This is a genomic window from Azospirillum formosense, assembly GCF_040500525.1.
Taxonomy (GTDB): domain Bacteria; phylum Pseudomonadota; class Alphaproteobacteria; order Azospirillales; family Azospirillaceae; genus Azospirillum; species Azospirillum formosense_A.
In genome coordinates, this window is sequence record NZ_CP159402.1 from 2,080,664 (window position 1) to 2,099,129 (window position 18,466).

Below are 18,466 nucleotides of genomic sequence, written 5' to 3' on the forward strand. Positions count from 1 at the left end.
CCGTACCATGATGACGCAGACCACGATGACCCAGCCCACGGCGACCCAGCCCACGGCGACCCAGCCCACGATGACGCGAACCACCGCCCTCTTCGAACTCCGCGGCGTCCGGCAGGCCTACCGCAAGCCGTCGGGCCAGCGGTACGTCGTGCTCGATGGCGTGGACCTGACGCTGCGCGACGGCGAGATCGTCGGGCTGCTCGGCCGCTCCGGCTCGGGCAAGTCCACGCTGCTGCGCATCGTCGCCGGGCTGGCGCAACCGACCTCCGGCCAGGTCCTGCACCACGGCGCGCCGGTAGCCGGGCCGACCGACGGGGTGGCGATGGTGTTCCAGTCCTTCGCGCTGTTCCCCTGGCTGACCGTCGAGGAGAATGTGCTGGCCGGGCTGAAGGCGCTGCGCGTCCCCCGCGACGAGGCGGCGGCGCGCGCCGGGGAGGCCATCGACCTGATCGGCCTGTCGGGCTTCGAGAGCGCCTACCCCAAGGAGCTGTCCGGCGGCATGCGCCAGCGCGTCGGCTTCGCCCGCGCGCTGGTGGTCCATCCGGAGATCCTGCTGATGGACGAGCCCTTCTCGGCGCTCGACGTGCTGACGGCGGAGACTCTGCGCACCGACCTGCTCGACCTGTGGATGGAGCGCAAGCTGCCGACCCGGTCGATCCTGATGGTCACCCACAACATCGAGGAGGCGGTGCTGATGTGCGACCGCATCCTGGTCTTCGCCTCCAACCCGGGCCGCGTGGCGGCGGAGATCCGGGTGGACCTCCCGCACCCGCGCAACCGGCTGGCCCCGGATTTCCGCGATCTGGTCGACGACATCTACGGCCGGATGACCGCGCGGAAGCCGCTGGCCGCCCCGGCGGCGGCACCGGAGACGGCGAGCGGGCGGCCGCGGCCGGTCTACGCCGAGCCGCTCCAGCAGGTCTCGACCAACCTCCTGGCCGGCCTGATGGAGACGCTGGCCGCCCCGCCCTACCACGGCAAGGCGGACCTGCCGCACCTCGCGGCAACGCTGCGGCACGAGATCGACGACCTCTTCCCCATCGCCGAGACGCTCCAGATGCTGGGATTCGCCGAGGTGGCGGAGGGCGACATCCGGCTGACCGAGCCGGGCCGCCTGTTCGCCGAGGCCGGGATGGACGACCGCAAGGCGCTGTTCGCCGAGCATCTGGTCCATTTCGTGCCGCTCGCCGCGCACATCCACGCCGCCCTGTCGGAGCGCCCCGACCACCGCGCCCCCTACGCCCCGTTCGCCCGTGAACTGGAGGCCTTCATGAGCGAGGACTACGCCGAGGAGACGCTGAACGCCGTGACCGGCTGGGCCCGCTACGCCGAGCTGTTCACCCACGACACCGAGGCCGGGGTGTTCTGCCGGGAGGAGGCCGACCAGCCGCCCAGGCCGGATGGGTGCATGTGGCGGAAGGCTTGACCGGGGCGTCCGCCGCTGCCAGGAACACGGGCGGCCCCCACCATCGTTGCAGAGTCCATGACCATCCCGCCCCTTCCCATCGATCCCGTGCTTCCCGAGCTGCTGGCCGCGCTGGACGGGCGCGGCGTGGCGGTGCTCCAGGCGCCGCCGGGGGCGGGCAAGACGACTCGCGTGCCGCTGGCGCTGCTCGACCGGCCCTGGCTGGCCGGGCGCAAGGTGATCGTGCTGGAGCCGCGGCGGCTGGCCGCCCGCGCCGCCGCCCGCCGCATGGCCGCGATGCTGGGGGAAAGCGTCGGCGAGACGGTCGGCTACCGCGTGCGGCTGGACACGAAGGTCGGGCCGAAGACCCGGATCGAGGTGGTGACCGACGGCCTGTTCCTGCGCCAGCTCCAGGAGGACCCCGAACTGCCGGCGGTCGGCGCCGTGCTGTTCGACGAGTTCCACGAGCGCGGCATCGACAGCGATCTGGCGCTGGCCCTGGTGCAGGAGGCGCGCGGCGCGCTGCGCGACGACCTGCGGCTGGTGGTGATGTCGGCGACTCTGGACGGCGCGCCCGTCGCCGCCCTGCTCGGCGACGCGCCGATGGTGACCAGCGCGGGCCGCGCCTTCCCGGTGGAGACCCGCCACCTCGACGCCCCCGGCACCAACACCAGCGGCGGCACCCGCATCGAGGACGCCGTGGCCGCCGCCGTCCGCCGCGCCCTGCGCGAGGAGACCGGCAACGCCCTGGTCTTCCTGCCCGGCGCCGGGGAGATCCGGCGGGTGCAGAGCCTTCTGGAATCGGCGGACCTCGGCCCAGGCACGGTGATCGCCCCGCTCTATGGCGACCTGACGGCGGACGCCCAGGACCGGGCCATCGCCCCCAGCCCGCCCGGCACGCGCAAGATCGTGCTCGCCACGCCCATCGCCGAGACCAGCCTGACCATCGAGGGCATCCGCATCGTCGTGGACGGCGGGCTGATGCGCGTCCCCCGCTTCGACCCGCGCAGCGGCATGACCCGGCTGGTCACCGCCAAGGTCTCCCAGGCGTCGGCGGAGCAGCGGCGGGGCCGCGCCGGCCGCCTGGAGCCCGGCGTCTGCTACCGCCTCTGGCCGGAGCCGTCGCACAAGGCGCTGGCCCCCTTCACCCCGCCCGAGATCATGGACGCCGACCTCGCCCCGCTGGCGCTGGAGCTGGCGGTGTGGGGCGTGTCCGACCCGGCGTCGCTCGCCTGGCTCGACCCGCCGCCCGCCGCCGCCATGGCCCAGGCGCGGGAGCTGCTGCGCGAGCTGGGGGCGCTGGACGCCGACGGCGGCATCACCGCCCATGGCCGCCGCATGGCCGGCTTCGGCGTGCATCCGCGGCTGGCCCACATGATGCTGAAGGGCAAGGCGATGGGGCTGGGCGCGCTGGCCTGCGAGGTCGCCGCCCTGCTCGGCGAGCGCGACATCGTCCGCGCCCAGCCCGGCTTCCGCGACGCCGACCTGCGGCTGCGCGTGGAGTTGCTGCGCGGGCTGGATGATGCCAACAGCAAAGAAGGCGGTCGGATGCGCGGTGCCGGGCGCGGCCTGACCGTGGAGCGCGGCGGCGCCCAGCAGGCGTTGAAGCAGGCCCGGAACTGGAAGCGGCAGTTGGGCGTGAAGGGCAATGGTGGTGATCTCGGCGCCACCGGCCTGCTGGTCGCCCTGGCCTACCCCGACCGCATCGGTCAGCGCCGCCCCGGCGGCAGTACGGGCGGGGCCGCCGCGCAATACCGGCTGTCCAACGGGCGCGGCGCCTATTTCCAGGACGCCGAGCCGCTGAGCGCCGAGGACTGGCTGGCCGTCGCCGACCTGGACGGGGCCGCCCGCGAATCGCGCATCTTCCTGGCCGCCCCGCTCTCCCTGGCCGAGCTGGAGGAAGCCTTCGCCGAGCACATCCGCAGCGAGACGGTGGTCGCCTGGGACGGGCGGGAGCAGACGGTGCTGGCCCGCCGCCGCCGCATGCTGTTCGCCCTGGCGCTGGAGGACAAGCGCCTGCCCAACCCGCCCGCCGAGGCCATCGCCGCCGCCATGCTGGAGGGCATCCGGGAGATGGGGCTGACCGCCCTGCCCTGGAGCGACGAGCTGCGCAAGTGGCAGACGCGCGTCCTGTTCCTGCGCCGTATGGAGGGGGAGGAGTGGCCGGACGTCTCCGACCCCGCCCTGCTGGAGACGATGGAGGAGTGGCTGGCGCCCTTCCTGAACGGCGCCTCGCGCCGCGCCCATCTCGACCGGGTGGAGTTGGGCAACGCGCTGCGCGGCCTGCTGCCCTGGGCGATGCAGCAGCGGCTGGACAAGGAGGCGCCGACCCATGTCGAGGTGCCCAGCGGCTCCCGCATCCCCATCGACTACAGCGGGGAGGAACCGGTTCTGGCCGTGCGGCTGCAGGAGATGTTCGGGCTGGCCGAGACGCCGCGCATCGCCGGCGGGCGGGTGCCTCTGCTGCTGCACCTGCTGTCCCCGGCGCGCCGCCCGGTGCAGGTGACGCGCGACCTCGCCAGCTTCTGGGCCAACGCCTACAAGGCGGTGAAGGCCGACCTCAAGGGGCAGTATCCCAAGCACTACTGGCCCGACAACCCGCTGGAGGCCGAGCCCACGGCGCGGGCCAAGCCACGCGGGCGGTAACGGAAAGGCGGAAGGGCATGGCGATCATCGGGGTGATGGGGTCGGGGCAGGAGGAATGGGCGGATTACGCCGAGCCGCTCGGCGCGTGGATCGCCGGGGCCGGGCACGACCTGCTGACCGGGGGCGGCGGCGGGGTGATGCGGTCGGCCGCGCGGGCCTTCCACGGCACGCCGGGACGCCGGGGCCGCTCCATCGGCATCCTGCCGTCCGAGCCCGACCCGATCCGCGGCCATGCGCCCCTGCCCGGCTACCCCAACCCCTACGTCGATCTGCCCATCCTGACGCCCTTCGCGCGCAAGCCGGCCGGCGCGCCGCCGACGGAGCTGAGCCGCAACCACGTCAACATCCTGACCAGCGACGTGATCGTCGTCCTGCCGGGCCGCCACGGCACCCTGGACGAGGTCCGGCTGGCCCTGCGCTTCGGAAAGCCTATGATCGGTTTCGGACCGGAGCTTGACTTTCGGGCCATGCCCGCCGAATTGCGAACAACCGGCGACTTCGGAACGGTCACGGCCTTCATCGCGGACACCCTGTCCCGCCGCTGACCCTCCGTTCCCGAAGGGCGCCACCTGTGGCAGGATGGCGGGCATGGATGCGCAAGGGATTCTCGACCTCAGCCGCTGGATCGCGGAGGCCGGGCTGCGGGGGGTGCCGGAGACGGACCTCATCGGCGGCTTCTGCGAGCGGCTGGTCGCGGCGGGCGTGCCGCTGACCCGGACGGTGGTCGGGGCGGACACGCTGCACCCGACCATCGCCGGCCATGTCGTCACCTGGGACAGCAGCGGCCGCAACGCCGCCGAGGTGCGCCGGACCGAATATGGCGGCGACGGCAGCGATCCCGACATCGACGAGAAATGGCTGCGCAGCCCCTTCCACCGGCTCTACACCTCCGGCGAGACGATGCTGCGGCTGCGGCTGACCGACGTCGCGGAGGGCGGCGAGTTTCCGATCGTGGACGAGCTGCGGGCGCAGGGAGCCACCGACTACATGGCCATCGTCAACCGCCTCGGCCCCCGCGCCGCCATCGGGGAGCTGGACTGCATCTTCTCCTCCTGGGTGTCGCACCACCCGGACGGCTTCAGCGACGCCCAGCGCGACGCCCTGCTCACCCTCACCGGCAGTCTGGCGCTGGCGCTGCGCGGCCACGCCATGGCCCACATCGCCAACACGCTGGCCGAGACCTATCTGGGGCGGGACGCCGGCCATCGCGTGCTGCGCGGCCACATCCGCCGCGGCGTCGCCGAGGAGCTTGACGCCGTGCTGTGGTTCAGCGACCTCCAGGGCTTCACCCGCATCACCGACACCGCCGCCCCGGAAACCATCCTGCCGCTGCTGAACGACTACGCGGAGCTGGTGGTGACGGCCATCCACCGGCACCACGGGCAGGTGCTGAAATTCATCGGCGACGGCATCCTGGCCGTCTTCGACCGCTCCAGCGCCGAGGACGCCTGCCGCGCCGCCCTCGACGCGGCGGAGGAGGCGCGGGAGCGCTGCAAGGAGCTGAACAGCCGCCGCTCGGCCGCCGGCCTGCCGGTGACGCGTTTCTATCTCGGGCTGCACCAGGGGAAGGTGTTCTACGGCAACATCGGCGGGGTGGACCGGCTGGACTTCACCGTGGTCGGCCCGGCGGTGAACGAGGCGAGCCGCATCGCCGCCATGTGCCGGTCGCTCGACCAGGACATCCTGCTGTCCTCCGCCTTCACCGAGTCCGCTCCGGAATGCCGGGAGCGGCTGATCTCGGTCGGGCGCTACCTGCTGCGCGGGGTGGGCCGCCCGCAGGAGCTGTACACGCTGGACCCGGAGGCGTCGGGGTCGGCCTAAAGCGTATTGGGAACGGGTGGGAGAGTGTTGCCCCCACCCCAGCCCTCCCCCGCTTCGCGGGAGAGGGTGCCTTACGCGAAGCGCCGGCAGTCCCCTCCCCTGCGATAGCGGGGGAGGGTTAGGGAGGGGGCAAGTGCGGCCGAACTCCGCCCCCCATCACCCCCCGATGCCGCTGGGCGCGGTGACGGCGTGCTCCTTCAGGATGGCGTCGGACAGGGCCGACACCTCGACGAGCTGGACCTCGTAGCCCCACAGGTTGGCGATGTGGCGCAGCACCGCCTTGGCGTCGCTCTCGTCCAGCAGCACGCCGTTGGTCACGCGGTGATGCAGGATCAGCTTGCGGTCGCCGGCCAGATCGACGTCGACGATCTGGATGTCCGGCTCCAGGAAACCCAGGTCGTACTGCCGCGCCAGCAGCTTGCGGATGCCGCGGTAGCCGCGCTCGTTGTGGATGTTCTCGACCAGAAGATAGGGGTCTTCCGCGTCGTCGCGCACGCTGAACATCTTGAACTTCCGCATCAGGTGCGGGCTGAGATACTGGAGCACGAAGCTCTCGTCGCGGAAGTTGGCCCAGGCGTCGCGCAGCGCGCCCATGCCGTCGCCCCGCCCGGCCAGGTCGGGGAACCAGTAGCGGTCCTCGTCCGTCGGGGTCTCGGCGATGCGCTGGATGTCCTGCATCATCGCGAAGCCCAGGGCGTAGGGGTTGATGCCCGAGAAGCGCTGGTCGTCGAACTCCGGCTGGAACACCACCGAGGTGTGCGAATGCAGGAATTCCAGCATCGCGCCTTCGCTGATCATCCCGCGCCGGTGCATCTCGTTCAGGATGGTGTAGTGGGTGTAGGTCGCACACCCCTCGTTCATCAGCTTGGTCTGCTTCTGCGGGTAGAAATACTGCGCCATGTGGCGGACGATGCGGAGGATCTCGCGCTGCCAATGCTCCAGCCGCGGCGCCTTCTTCTCCAGGAAGTACAGCAGGTTCTCTTCCGGCAGGCCGAGCAGCTTCTTGCGCTCCGACACCGACTTGGAGGGGCGGTTGCCGCCGACGGCGACCTTCGGCACGGTGCGCCACAGGTCGTTGAAGGTCTGCTCCTGGTACTCCTGACGCTCCCGCTCGCGCTTCTGCTCCAGCCGCAGATCGAGGCTGCGCTTCTTCGGGTACTTGTGCACGCCCTGGTTCATCAGCGCGTGGGCGGCGTCGAGCACCCGCTCCACCGCGTGGTGGCCGTAGCGGTCCTCGCACTGGGCGATGTAGGACTTGGCGAATTCCAGATAGTCGAGGATGCCCTCGGCGTCGGTCCACTGCTGGAAGAGCTGGTTGTTCTTGAAGAAGTGGTTGTGGCCGAAGGCGGCGTGGGCGATCACCAGCGTCTGCATCGTCATGGTGTTCTCTTCCATGATGTAGCTGATGCAGGGGCTGGAGTTGATGACGATCTCATAGGCGAGGCCGCGGTAGCCCTTGCGGTAGAGCATCTCGTCGCGGGCGAAATGCTTGCCGAAGGACCAGTGCTTGTACATCAGCGGCATGCCGATGGACGAATAGGCGTCGAGCATCTGCTCGGCGGTGATGACCTCGATCTGGTTGGGATAGACGCTGAGGCCCATGTCCTTCAGGGCGATGTCCTCGATGGCGTCGTAGACGCGCTTGATCTTGTCGTAATCCCAGTCCGCCCCGTCGTAGAGCAGGCTGTCGGGCTTGTCGATCACAGCGGTCATGCCTCACATCCTCTCGATGCTCTGCGGGGTGTTGGCCCCGATTCTTGGTGCGGCCTCGCGGTGGCGGGCATTGCCCCCTCCCTAGCCCTCCCCCGCTACGCGGTGGAGGGAACCGGCCCCCTCTCCCGCGCCAGCGGAGGAGGGTTGGGGAGGGGGCTGGAAGTCAGGCCCCCGCCTTCTCGCGGGCGAACAGGTCGCGGAAGACCGGGAAGATCTCCCGGCGGGAGCGGACGCGGCGCATGGCGATCGGCAGGTCCGGTCCCTGGACCGTCTTGTAGGTCCGCCACAGCTCCGTCTCGCGGCCCAGCGCCGACAGGCCCATGTTGTGCTCCGCCGCCACCTCGATGTAGGCGAAGTACTGGCACAGCGGCAGGATGCCGTCCCGCAACAGACCCGCCGACCGCGCGTTGTCCGACGACATGTTGTCGCCGTCCGACGCCTGGGCGGCGTAGATGTTCCACTCGTTCTCCGGATAGCGCTCCTTGACGATGCGCTGCATCTCCTCCAGCGCCGTGGAGACCACGGTGCCGCCGGTCTCGGTGGAGTAGAAGAACGTGTCCTCGTCCACCTCCTTGGCCTCGTGGGTGTGGCGGATGAAGACGATGTCCACCGACCGGTAGCGCCGCTTCAGGAACAGGTACAGCAGCATGAAGAAGCGCTTGGCGAGATCCTTCATGTGCTCGGTCATCGAGCCGGACACGTCCATCAGGCAGAACATCACCGCCTGCGCGATGGGCTTCGGCACCGTCTCGAACCGGTTGTAGCGGACGTCGATCGGGTCGATGAAGGGGATGCGCTTGGAGCGGAGATAGTGCCGCTCCAACTGGTCGCGCATCTCCCGCAGTTTCTCGGGATCCTCGCCGCGGTCCTCCGCCTCGCGCAGAAGCGCCTCCAGTTCCAGCATCTCCGCCGGCTTGGGACGCTTCAGCGCGATGCGCCGGCTGAGGCTGTTGCGCATGGTGCGGACGAGATTCAGGTTGGCCGGCGAGCCGGTCACCGAATAGCCCGCCCGCGTCAGCGAGTGGGACTCCGTCTGCTTGACCTTCTGCTTGACGAGGTCGGGAAGCTCCAGGTCCTCCAGGAAGATGTCCAGGAACTCCTCGCGGGACAGGACGAAGCGGAAATCGTCGTCGCCCTCCCCGTCCGGACTGCCCTCGTTGCCGCCGCGGCCGCCGCCGCTCTCGGGCCGCGCGATGGTGTCTCCTTCCACATACTCCTTGTTGCCCGGCACGACGTAGTCGCGCACGCCGCCGGCCCCGGAGCGGTGGAAGGAGGGCTCCCGCACGCCGCCGGTCGAGATGGTCACCTTCTCGCCGTTTTCGATGTCCTGGATGCCGCGTTTGCCGGAGGCATCCCGCACCGCCTTCACCACCTGCTCCTTGGCACGGCGCAGGAAACGCTGGCGGTTGGCCAGGCTCTTGCCTTGCGGATTCAGGCGACGGTCGATGATGTTCATCAAGGGGGAGCCCCTCCTACCCGTTCACGCTCGTGTGGCGAAGCGGGCCGTCAGCCAGCCTGCTTCACGCGCATGTACCACTCGACCAACCGGCGGACCTGCCGCTCGGTGTAGCCGCGCGACATCATGCGCGACACGAACTCGTTGTGCTTCTTCTCGGTCTCGCCGTCCTTCTTGGACCCGAAGCTGATGACCGGAAGCAGATCCTCCACCTGGGAGAACATGCGTTTCTCGATCACCTCACGGATTTTCTCGTAGGACGTCCAGGAGGGGTTGCGCCCGGCGTTCGCGGCCCGCGCGCGCAGCGCGAACTTGACGACCTCGTTGCGGAAGTCCTTCGGGTTGGCGATCCCGGCGGGCTTCTCGATCTTGGTCAGCTCCTGGTTCAGAAGCTCGCGGTTCATCAACTGGCCGGTGTCGGGGTCCTTGAAGTCCTGGTCCTCGATCCACGCGTCGGCGTAATCCACATAGCGGTCGAACAGGTTCTGTCCGTAGTCGCTGTAGGATTCCAGATACGCCTTCTGGATCTCGTTCCCGATGAACTCCGCGTAGCGCGGCGCCAGCTCGGCCTTGATGAACTCGATGTACTTCTTCTCGGTGTCGTCGGGGAACTGCTCCCGCTTGATGGACTGCTCCAGGATGTACATCAGGTGGACGGGATCGGCCGAGATCTCGTTGGAGTCGTAGTTGAAGGTCGCGGCCAGCACCTTGAAGGCGAAGCGGGTGGAGATGCCGTCCATGCCCTCGTCCACGCCCGCCTGGTCGCGGTATTCCTGCATGGACTTGGCCTTGGGATCGGTCTCCTTCATGCTCTCGCCGTCATAGACGCGCATCTTGGAGTAGAGGCTGGAGTTCGGATGGTCGCGCATGCGCGACAGCACCGAGAACTTCGCCAGCATCTCCAGCGTCGACGGCGCGCAGGGCGCGGTCGCGAGGTCGGAGCCCTTGACCAGCTTGTCGTAGATCCGCTGCTCCTCCTGCACGCGCAGGCAGTAGGGGACCTTGATGACGCAGATGCGGTCGATGAAGGCTTCGTTGTTCTTGTTGTTCTTGAAGGACTGCCACTCCGCCTCGTTCGAGTGGGCGAGGATGATGCCCTGGAACGGGATGGCGCCGATGTTCTCCGAGCCGACGTAGTTGCCCTCCTGGGTCGCCGTCAGCAGCGGGTGGAGCATCTTGATCGGGGCCTTGAACATCTCGACGAATTCCAGCAGGCCCTGGCTGGCCCGGTTCAGGCCGCCGGAGAAGCTGTAGGCGTCGGGATCGTTCTGGCTGTACATCTCCAGCTTGCGGATGTCGACCTTGCCGACCAGCGAGGAGATGTCCTGGTTGTTCTCGTCGCCCGGCTCCGTCTTGGTGACGCAGATCTGGCGCAGCTTGCTGGGATGCAGCTTGACGACGCGGAAGCGGGAGATGTCGCCGCCGAACTCGTCCAGCCGCTTCACCGCCCACGGGCTCATCAGGCCGGTCAGGCGGCGGCGCGGGATGCCGTAGCGGTCCTCCAGCAGGTCGCCCATCTCGTCCGGGTTGAAGAGGCCGAGCGGGCTTTCGAAGACCGGGCTGATCTCCTTGCCGGCCTTCAGCACATAGACCGGGCATTTCTCCATCAGCGACTTCAGCCGCTCCGCCAAAGACGACTTGCCGCCGCCCACCGGGCCCAGCAGGTAGAGGATCTGCTTGCGCTCCTCCAGACCCTGCGCGGCGTGGCGGAAGAAGCCGACGATCCGCTCGATCGTCTCCTCCATGCCGTAGAAGTCGGCGAAGGCCGGGTAGATCTTGATCGTCCGGTTCATGAAGATTCGGCCAAGGCGCGGGTCCTTGGCGGTGTCGACGACTTCCGGTTCGCCGATGGCGGCGAGGATGCGCTCCGGCGCGGAGGCATACATCATCGGGTCGTCGCGGCATTCCTGGAGGTATTCCGTGAGGCTCATCTCGACCTCACGGCGCCCCTCGTAGGACTGTGTGTAGCGCGTGAACAGTTCGTCGGCCGGGAACATTCCGCTCTCCGTGTCTCTTAGTCCGATGCGTCGGGGCTGCCGCCGGGGGACCCGGGCGGCGGGGGCGGCACCTGCCGCAGGTGCGAACTCTGGGGCGTCACGGACACAACGGTCCCGCGGCACCCCCGCTCACCGTCGAAAGCCAGACCTTTTATCCAGTTGCCCTTCAAATGAAGCGCCCCCTTTGGAGTGCTAAACTCGAATGCTTCAAAACTGAATGTAATGCTCGACCTAGAGCTTTCCAGGAGGAAAGCCTTGATAGCCTGAAAAGACGGGCGGTCGGACGCACCGGTCGTCAGTAATAGACCACGCGGCCGGGTTGTCCGGGAAAGCCGGCGCGCAAGCACCGGCGGAAAGGACGGCAAAAGCAACGAAGTTCGATGGGGTTGAAACTTCCAGCCGGCTTCCGGACAGCGGCCCGGATGCCGTTCGTCGGGGACTCGCTGGACTTCGCCGATCACCCATCGACCTCCAGTGCATCCACGCGCCTTAACCCACTAAGGCGCTACGGTTAACGTTAAGTGTGCCGATTATTTCTTAACAACACACTTCCATGCCCGTGACCATCGCCGTGGCTGAGGATATTAACGCATGGGCCATCGGCGCGGTCCACACCTTCCAAAGAAGGATGGTGAGCCTCATCACAGCAGATCAACAAGGCAGAATTTGGGTGAGGCCCCAGGCACCGTTGCGGCGCACAATCCCCAGGAAATCCGGAAGCCGGCTGAAATCAAGCACTTGGCCGCGTTTTTGCAGTCCTGCCACAGGTCGGGGAAAAAGTGTGACCGGCGCGGGCGCCCCGGGCCGGTCAAGCGCCCCTCAACCGAGCTTGGCGCCCAGCGTTTCCTTGAGCGACGCCGGGGTGGGCGGCTTGACGATGAAGGTGTCGGCGCCGAAGGCCGCGGCTTCGTCCATGCGGCTCTGGTCGGCGCGGTTCGTCATGAAGACCACCGGCAGCGCGCGGTGACGGGCGTCGGGACTGGCGCGCAGCGCCCTCAGGAAACCAAGCCCGTCCATCGGCTGCATTTCCACGTCGCAGACGACCAGATCGGGGACATGGGCCTGGACGGCGGCCAGCCCGGCCTCGCCGTCGGCGGCCTGATGGACGGAGCGGAAGCCCAGCGCGACCAGCATCCTCGCCAGCACCATGCGGGTGAAGCTCTCGTCCTCGATCACCAGAACCGAAAAATCCCCGAACGCCGCCGGCATCGACCTGTCCCCCGAGTCCGATAGGCCGTGTGTGTACGCCGCAAAAACGCCCTTGGCAACCGGCTGGCATCGCCTCCGGCCGGGTCGCGGGGCCGTCCCCGCGGACGGAGGACCCGTTTTACGGAAGAACGGTTGCACGGCGGGGGGCGCTGCGGCTACACGGGGTCGCATGAGCTTCCTCGACCACATCCGCGCGTGCAACGCGCATGACCTGTCCGGCTTCCGTCCGTTCGAGCTGGAGGGGCATCGTCTCGGCTGGGTCCGCCACGCGCTGGCCGAGCAGCTTCCCGGCGTCGACCCGGGATTCGTCGTCACCGCCGACCGGGTGACGCTTGCCCCCGAGGTCCGCGACTTCGAGGCGCGCTCCTCGGTGCTGGCGCACGCCGCCCAGTTCCTCGTCGAGACGGGGGCGGTCTCCGCCCTGCGCGGCGAATTCTACCCGGTCGCGCCGGCCTGGGGGGCCGAGCCGCTGATGCGCATCGACCGCGCGGTGGTGGCGCAGTTCGGCACCGCGGCCTATGGGCTGCACGTCAACGGCTTCGTCCGCCAGCCGGACGGCGGCCTGTCGCTATGGATCGGGCGGCGCGCCCGCGACCGCGAGGTCGCGCCGGGCAAGCTGGACAACATGATCGCCGGCGGCCAGCCCATCGGCCTGACGCTGGCGGAGAATCTCGTCAAGGAAGCGCAGGAGGAGGCGGGGATCGACGCGGCCCTGGCGTCCCGCGCCGTCCCCGTCGGAGCCGTCACCTACCGCATGGAGACGGAGGCCGGGCTGAAGCAGGACACGCTGTTTCTCTACGACCTGGAACTCGACGCGGACTTCGTCCCGCGGAACACCGACGGCGAGGTCGAGCGGTTCGAGCTGTGGCCGCTGGACCGCGTCGCGGAGTCGGTGCGCACGACGAAGGACTGGAAGTTCAACGTGAACCTCGTCGTCATCGATTTCATGGTCCGTCACGGCTGGCTGACTCCGGACGAGCCGGACTATCTGGAGATCGTCAGGGGCCTGCGGCGGTAGGCGCCGTCCCCGAACCCGACGGTCGTCATCCGACGGCCATCATCCGGGTCACTCCGCCGCGGCGCGCGCCCTCGCCTCCTCCAGATGGGACGACAGCTCGGACAGGGTGACCGGCTTGTGCAGGACGGTGAAGCCGCTGCGCCGCGCCTCCCGGATGCGGTCGGGGCTGGTGTCGCCGGTCAGCAGGATCGCCGGGATGAGGTCCCCGGCGAAGGCGTGGATGTCGCGGATCGCGTCCACCCCCGTCCGGCCGTAGCGCAGGCGGTAGTCGGCGATGATGACGTCGGGAAGCCGCTCCGCCCCGTCGAGCTGGCGCAACGCCTCCTCCCCCGATGCGGCCGCCAGCACGTCCCACCCCCACTGCTCCAGAACCAGCCGCAGGCTCTGCAGGATCAGCTCCTCGTCGTCGATGATCAGGGCCAGCGCGCCGGGACGGTCCAGCGACGGCACGGCGCGTTCCGTCGCGTTGGGATTCCAGGAAGCGTGCAAGGGAACCTCCACCGTAAAGCATGTGCCCCGTCCGGGCCGCGACCGCACGCGGACCGGCAGGCCGAGCAGATGCGACAGCCGCTTCACCACCGCCAGCCCGAGGCCGAGGCCGCGGCTGCGGTCGCGTTCGGCGTTGCCGAGCTGGACGAACTCCTCGAAAATCTCATCGAGCTTGTCGGCGGGAATGCCGACGCCCGTGTCCGCTACTTCGATGCACAGCATCATGCCGCGCCGCCGGCACCCCAGAAGCACGCCGCCCGACGCCGTGTAGCGCACCGCGTTGTCGAGCAGGTGGCGCAGCAGCCGTTCCAGCAGCGTGGCGTCGCTGCGGACCTGCAGCTTGAGCGGACGCACCCGCAGCTTCAGGCCCTTGGCGGCGGCGCGCGGACCATAGTCGGCCTCCAGGCGCGCCATCATCTCGGTCAGCGCGAAGGGCGCCGGATCGGGCGACACGATCCCGGAGTCGAGCCGGGCCACGTCCAGCAGCGCGTCGAGCAGGCCGCGCATCGCTTCGACCGCCCGATTCATCGTCTGGACCAGGGGCAGCTGCGGATGACCGGCCAGCCGCTCCGCCAGGACCGCGCCGAACAGGGTTAGCGACTGGGCGGGCTGGCGCAGGTCGTGGCTGGCGGCGGCCAGGAAGCGGACCTTGGCCTGTCCGGCGCGCGCCACCTCGTCCCGCGCGACGCGCAGGCGCTCCTCCTGCCCGCGCAGCCGCGCCTCCACGGCCATGCGGCGGCCGGAATCCGCCGCGGTCATGACGATGCCCGCCGGCTCCCCGCCGCCCGCCGCCGGAAGCGGCGTCAGCACGATGTCGTACCAGGTTCCGTCGCCGGTCAGGGTCAGTTCCTGGACCAGCCCGCGGGCCGCGGCGGCCAAAGCCTGGGCGAAGCGGTCCGCCGCGCCCTCCCGGCCGCCCCAGACGAAGGCGCCGGCCATGGGTTGCCCGATCAGCAGATCCTGCGGGCAGCCGATGGCACGCTGCATCGCCGCGTTGAGATCGGCAATGCGCCCCTGCCGGTCGAGCAGGGCCACCGCCACGCCGATCGTGTCGAAAACCCGCCGCAGCCCGGCGGGATCGGCGGGGCCACGGCCGTTTTCCGCCACATCCTCCTCCCGCATCGCTTGCCCCCTTCGGATTGCAAGCCGACCGACCGTTTGGCGCCAATCGTCTGGGCGAAAAACAATCAGTCGCGATTCAAAAGATACGTGCAAGAGGAAGGAGATTCCAGGCGACTCGCCTCAAACGGATAGCGCGGCAATCCTTGTAATACACAGTTGGTGGTAGATCATAACTCTTCCGGAAAGCCGGCCAGAGCACGCACCGCCGCCGCCGTTTGCCCCGATTCCCGAAGCGATCGCAAGGTCTTGGCGTTGTCGCGCTTGGCAAGGCGCTCGCCCCGCTCATTCACGAGCAAAGGGTGATGATGATACTCGGGAGGAGCGACTCGAAGGAGTTCCTGAAGAAGGCGATGCACGTGAGTCGCGAAAAAGAGGTCTTCGCCACGGGTCACCAGCGTCACGCTTTGAAGGTGGTCATCCACGGTGACCGCCAGATGATAGCTCGTCGGAACATCCTTGCGGGCCAGCACGACGTCGCCGAGGAGGCCCGGCGTGGCGTCCTGCCAGCCGCGCCGCCGGTCATGCCAGCGCAGCGGCCCGGTCATGGCCATGGCCCTCGTCACGTCCAGCCGCAGGGCATAGGCGGCGCCCACGGCGATGCGGTGCTGGCGCTCCATCTCCGACAGGCCGCGGCAGGTGCCGGGATAGAGCGGGCCGTCCGGCCCATGCGGCGCGTGGCCGGCGCGGGTGATTTCCGCGGCGATGTCCTTGCGGGTGCAGAAGCAGGGGTAGACGACCCCCAGATCGCGAAGCCGCGCCAGGGCGGAGCGGTGATCGTCCAGATGCTCCGACTGGCGGCGCACCGGCTCTTCCCAGGCCAAGCCCAGCCAGGCCAGATCCTCGCGCAGGTCGCGGTCGAACTCCGGACGGCAGCGCTGCGGGTCGATGTCTTCGATGCGCAGCAGGAAACGCCCCCCGGCCTTGCGGGCGGTGGTCCAGCCGAACAGAGCGGAATGGGCGTGCCCGAGATGGAGATGGCCGGTCGGGCTCGGCGCGAAGCGGGTGACGACGTCGGTCATTCCCGCCTTATACCCCAACCGCGCCCAGCCTGCATGTGGGTCGGGCGCCGCGGATGGAAGAGGCAGACGGCGGGGCTCAGATGTAGGGGTTGTCCTTGATGGGCTCGACCGGAATGTCCTCGCCCTCCAGATACATGGCGAGGCGGCGGCGCAGTTCGCGGTCGAAGGCGTCGATGCGGCGCTGGCGGTCGCGCTCCTCGCGCTCGGCGCGCTTCTCGGCAAGGTCGATGATCGTGGCGCTCATGGATGTTCCCTTCGAAAGCGTCCCCCTAAGGCGCCGCCACCATCTCAGAGCATGGTTAACGCACAGTAACCACGATGTCGGAAAATGCACGATCAAGGCTGCACAACCAAATGTCACAGGCCGGCCGGGAGACATCTTCCGGACCGCCGGCAAGACCGGGCCCCCGCCCATCGAAAGGGTTACGGGATCGTGAAGAAATGACGCAGTGCGGCGCGACATATTGAGTTCGAAGCACAAATCAACTATGTATCTGGTGTTCCGGTCACCCGGCGGCGTGTCATCCCGCAAGGGGGCGGAACAGCAGACTAAGGTTCCAGACACGTTTCAGATAAGGGAGTGGCCATTGGCTCCACCACCCGATCACTGTCCGGCCCTGGTGCTGAACGCCGACTTCCGGCCGCTCAGCTACTTCCCTCTGTCGCTTTGGTCCTGGCAGGAGGCGGTCAAGGCCGTCTTTCTGGACCGGGTGAACATCATCTCCGAATATGACCGCGTCGTCCGCTCCCCCACCTTCGAGGTCAAGCTGCCGAGCGTCATTTCGTTGAAGGAGTTCATCCCGGCGACGCGGCGGCCGGCCTTCACCCGTTTCAACGTCTTCCTGCGCGACCGCTTCACCTGCCAGTATTGCGGCCACCACTTTCCCACGCAGGAACTGACCTTCGACCACGTCATCCCACGGTCGCGCGGCGGGCGCACCACCTGGGACAACGTCGTCACCTCCTGCTCGGCCTGCAATCTGGCGAAGGGAAACAGGCTGCCGCACAGTTGCGGCATGATCCCCCTCAGTCCCCCGTTCCAGCCGAGTGCCTACCAGCTTCAAGAGAACGGACGTGCATTCCCGCCAAACTTCCTTCATGAAAGTTGGCGGGATTTTCTTTATTGGGACACCGAACTCGATCCGATGTAGAAACGCCGCGATCGAGAAGGCCGGACCGAGGACGATTTGGGTATGGACGACGAAAACCCCTGCGTGGGCATCTGCATCATCGGCGCGGATGGCTATTGCGAAGGCTGCGGGCGGAGCGAGGACGAGATCTACGGCGTTCCGCCCGCTCCGGCGCCCACCCCCACGAAGACCGAAGCGGACGGTCAGGCCGGCTGAAGTCCTGTCCACCGGCCGCCCGTCACACCCGCGCCCGTTACACGCGCTCTGCCACCCAGATGACCGCCTTGGTGCCGGCCTTGATGGCGGCGGACAGCACCGGATAGGCCGGGGCCTGTTCGGCGCCGTTGAGCAGCCCGATGTCGCGGTGCTCCACCTCCTCCGCCTGGAACTTGAGGATGGAGGTCTTCAACTCCTCCTCCTCCGGGCCGAGGTGCTTCAGCTGCGCCTCGTAATGGCCGTCGATGACCTGCTCGACGGCGACGGTGCAGGCCATGGCCGCCCGCTCGCCCATCACCGCGGTGCCGGCCCCGAGCAGGAAGCCGGCGACGTGCCACAGCGGCTGCAGCACGGTCGGGCGAACCTGACGGGCGACGAGCTGCTTCTCGAAATACCGGAGATGCTCCAGCTCCTGATCGGCCATATGGCGCAGGGTCTTGGCGTGCCGGCCCCGGCTCATGACGGAGAGCTGGCCTTCGTAGATGCGCTTGGCGCCGTACTCGCCGGCATGGTCCACGCGCACGATCCGCGCCAGCCGCTGTTCCGGAGTCGGGTCGCCGGGCAGGCGCCCGCGCGGGCGGGGACGGTGGACGGTGGACTCGCCGGTGGACGGAGCGGCGGCGGGCGAAGCGGCGGCGGTGCTGTCGGGCGGGGTCATGCGAAGGTCCTGGAAACCGAGGTCCGGATGTAGGCGGCGCGGGCCGCCACGAAGGCGAAGGCGGACAGCGCCAGCGAAATCACGACGTTGTAGCCCGCCATCGAAATCCCGAACAGCGACCACGCCACTTCGTCGCAGCGGGTGACCGGGGCGGCGAGCACCTGGGCGCGCAATTCCTCCAGCGTCTGGGGCGCGCGTCCTCCGCCAGCGCCGCAGGCCGAGGTGCCGGCCCACCAATGCTGCTCCACCCCCACATGATAGGCGGCGATCCCGGCGCCGGCCAGCAGGGCCAGCCCGCTCGCCACCAGCAGCGCGTCGCCCAGCCCGCGCCACTGGCGGAACAGCAGCGTGACGATGCCGAAGGCCATCACCGCGCCGTAGGGCACGCGCTGCCACAGGCACAGGACGCAGGGCTGGTAGCCCAGCGCGAACTGGAAAAACAGCGCGGCGGCCAGCACGCCGGCGCTGGCGATGGCCAGAAGCCCGGCGGTGTAGCGCGGATCGTCGATGGGGAGGCGGTTCATCATGCGGGTGAGATTAGCGCGCCCCACAGGCTTAGGCCAGACA

At 68.8% G+C, this 18,466-nt stretch carries 16 protein-coding genes; 7 read left to right on the forward strand and 9 right to left on the reverse strand.

Translation table 11 applies throughout. The features are described from left to right. The first annotated feature begins 70 nt into the window (after positions 1 to 70). From ABVN73_RS09915 to ABVN73_RS09930, 4 genes are read left to right on the forward strand one after another with little or no spacing between them, the layout of a single operon-like run. Complete coding sequence (locus ABVN73_RS09915) at positions 71 to 1,426, forward strand: nitrate/sulfonate/bicarbonate ABC transporter ATP-binding protein (RefSeq protein ID WP_353859478.1); 1,356 nt, start codon at positions 71 to 73, stop codon at positions 1,424 to 1,426. A gap of 57 nt (positions 1,427 to 1,483) precedes the next feature. Further along, complete coding sequence (gene hrpB, locus ABVN73_RS09920) at positions 1,484 to 4,051, forward strand: ATP-dependent helicase HrpB (RefSeq protein WP_353857845.1); 2,568 nt, start codon at positions 1,484 to 1,486, stop codon at positions 4,049 to 4,051. A 17-nt stretch (positions 4,052 to 4,068) separates the two neighbouring features. Then, a complete protein-coding gene (locus ABVN73_RS09925; RefSeq protein ID WP_353857846.1) occupies positions 4,069 to 4,596 on the forward strand; it encodes a DNA-binding protein in 528 nt (175 codons plus the stop codon). 43 nt (positions 4,597 to 4,639) lie between these two features. Then, positions 4,640 to 5,872: an adenylate/guanylate cyclase domain-containing protein gene (locus tag ABVN73_RS09930; protein ID WP_353857847.1), complete on the forward strand. Its 1,233-nt coding sequence runs from the start codon at positions 4,640 to 4,642 to the stop codon at positions 5,870 to 5,872. 156 nt (positions 5,873 to 6,028) lie between these two features. On the opposite strand, the gene ABVN73_RS09935 is transcribed toward ABVN73_RS09930, so the two are convergent. From ABVN73_RS09935 to ABVN73_RS09950, 4 genes are all read right to left on the reverse strand, one after another. Next, complete coding sequence (locus tag ABVN73_RS09935) at positions 6,029 to 7,585, reverse strand: SpoVR family protein (RefSeq protein ID WP_137139176.1); 1,557 nt, start codon at positions 7,583 to 7,585, stop codon at positions 6,029 to 6,031. Between the two features lie 163 nt (positions 7,586 to 7,748). Beyond that, positions 7,749 to 9,041 carry a YeaH/YhbH family protein gene (locus tag ABVN73_RS09940; protein ID WP_353857848.1) on the reverse strand — a complete coding sequence of 431 codons (1,293 nt, stop codon included), beginning with the start codon at positions 9,039 to 9,041 and terminating at the stop codon, positions 7,749 to 7,751. Between the two features lie 50 nt (positions 9,042 to 9,091). Next, positions 9,092 to 11,038: a PrkA family serine protein kinase gene (locus ABVN73_RS09945; protein ID WP_353857849.1), complete on the reverse strand. Its 1,947-nt coding sequence runs from the start codon at positions 11,036 to 11,038 to the stop codon at positions 9,092 to 9,094. An 819-nt stretch (positions 11,039 to 11,857) separates the two neighbouring features. Beyond that, a complete protein-coding gene (locus ABVN73_RS09950) occupies positions 11,858 to 12,247 on the reverse strand; it encodes a response regulator (protein ID WP_353857850.1) in 390 nt (129 codons plus the stop codon). A 169-nt stretch (positions 12,248 to 12,416) separates the two neighbouring features. Between ABVN73_RS09950 and ABVN73_RS09955 the strand changes: the two genes are divergently transcribed. Beyond that, positions 12,417 to 13,265 (forward strand): DUF4743 domain-containing protein, encoded by an 849-nt coding sequence (locus ABVN73_RS09955; RefSeq protein WP_353857851.1) that lies wholly within the window; start codon positions 12,417 to 12,419, stop codon positions 13,263 to 13,265. Between the two features lie 48 nt (positions 13,266 to 13,313). On the opposite strand, the gene ABVN73_RS09960 is transcribed toward ABVN73_RS09955, so the two are convergent. The 3 genes from ABVN73_RS09960 to ABVN73_RS09970 form a co-directional block, all read right to left on the reverse strand. Then, positions 13,314 to 14,876 (reverse strand): ATP-binding protein, encoded by a 1,563-nt coding sequence (locus ABVN73_RS09960; RefSeq protein ID WP_353857852.1) that lies wholly within the window; start codon positions 14,874 to 14,876, stop codon positions 13,314 to 13,316. A 167-nt stretch (positions 14,877 to 15,043) separates the two neighbouring features. Further along, positions 15,044 to 15,895, reverse strand: coding sequence for a tRNA glutamyl-Q(34) synthetase GluQRS (gene gluQRS, locus ABVN73_RS09965; protein WP_353857853.1), 852 nt, complete (start codon positions 15,893 to 15,895; stop codon positions 15,044 to 15,046). A 76-nt stretch (positions 15,896 to 15,971) separates the two neighbouring features. Next, on the reverse strand, positions 15,972 to 16,139 hold the full coding sequence (locus tag ABVN73_RS09970) for a hypothetical protein (protein ID WP_014241314.1): 168 nt from the start codon (positions 16,137 to 16,139) through the stop codon (positions 15,972 to 15,974). A gap of 343 nt (positions 16,140 to 16,482) precedes the next feature. Here ABVN73_RS09970 and ABVN73_RS09975 point away from each other — a divergent pair, with 343 nt between their 5' ends. After that, positions 16,483 to 17,046 (forward strand): HNH endonuclease, encoded by a 564-nt coding sequence (locus ABVN73_RS09975; RefSeq protein WP_038526361.1) that lies wholly within the window; start codon positions 16,483 to 16,485, stop codon positions 17,044 to 17,046. Between the two features lie 42 nt (positions 17,047 to 17,088). Continuing rightward, entirely contained in the window at positions 17,089 to 17,241 is a 153-nt protein-coding gene (locus ABVN73_RS09980; RefSeq protein ID WP_353857854.1) for a DUF1289 domain-containing protein, read from the forward strand. A gap of 37 nt (positions 17,242 to 17,278) precedes the next feature. Here the strand turns inward: ABVN73_RS09980 and ABVN73_RS09985 are convergent, their stop codons facing one another. Next, positions 17,279 to 17,899 carry a demethoxyubiquinone hydroxylase family protein gene (locus tag ABVN73_RS09985; RefSeq protein WP_353857855.1) on the reverse strand — a complete coding sequence of 207 codons (621 nt, stop codon included), beginning with the start codon at positions 17,897 to 17,899 and terminating at the stop codon, positions 17,279 to 17,281. Further along, positions 17,896 to 18,426, reverse strand: coding sequence for a disulfide bond formation protein B (locus ABVN73_RS09990; RefSeq protein ID WP_353857856.1), 531 nt, complete (start codon positions 18,424 to 18,426; stop codon positions 17,896 to 17,898). Before ABVN73_RS09990 ends, ABVN73_RS09985 begins: the two co-directional genes overlap by 4 nt. Positions 18,427 to 18,466 lie beyond the last annotated feature (40 nt).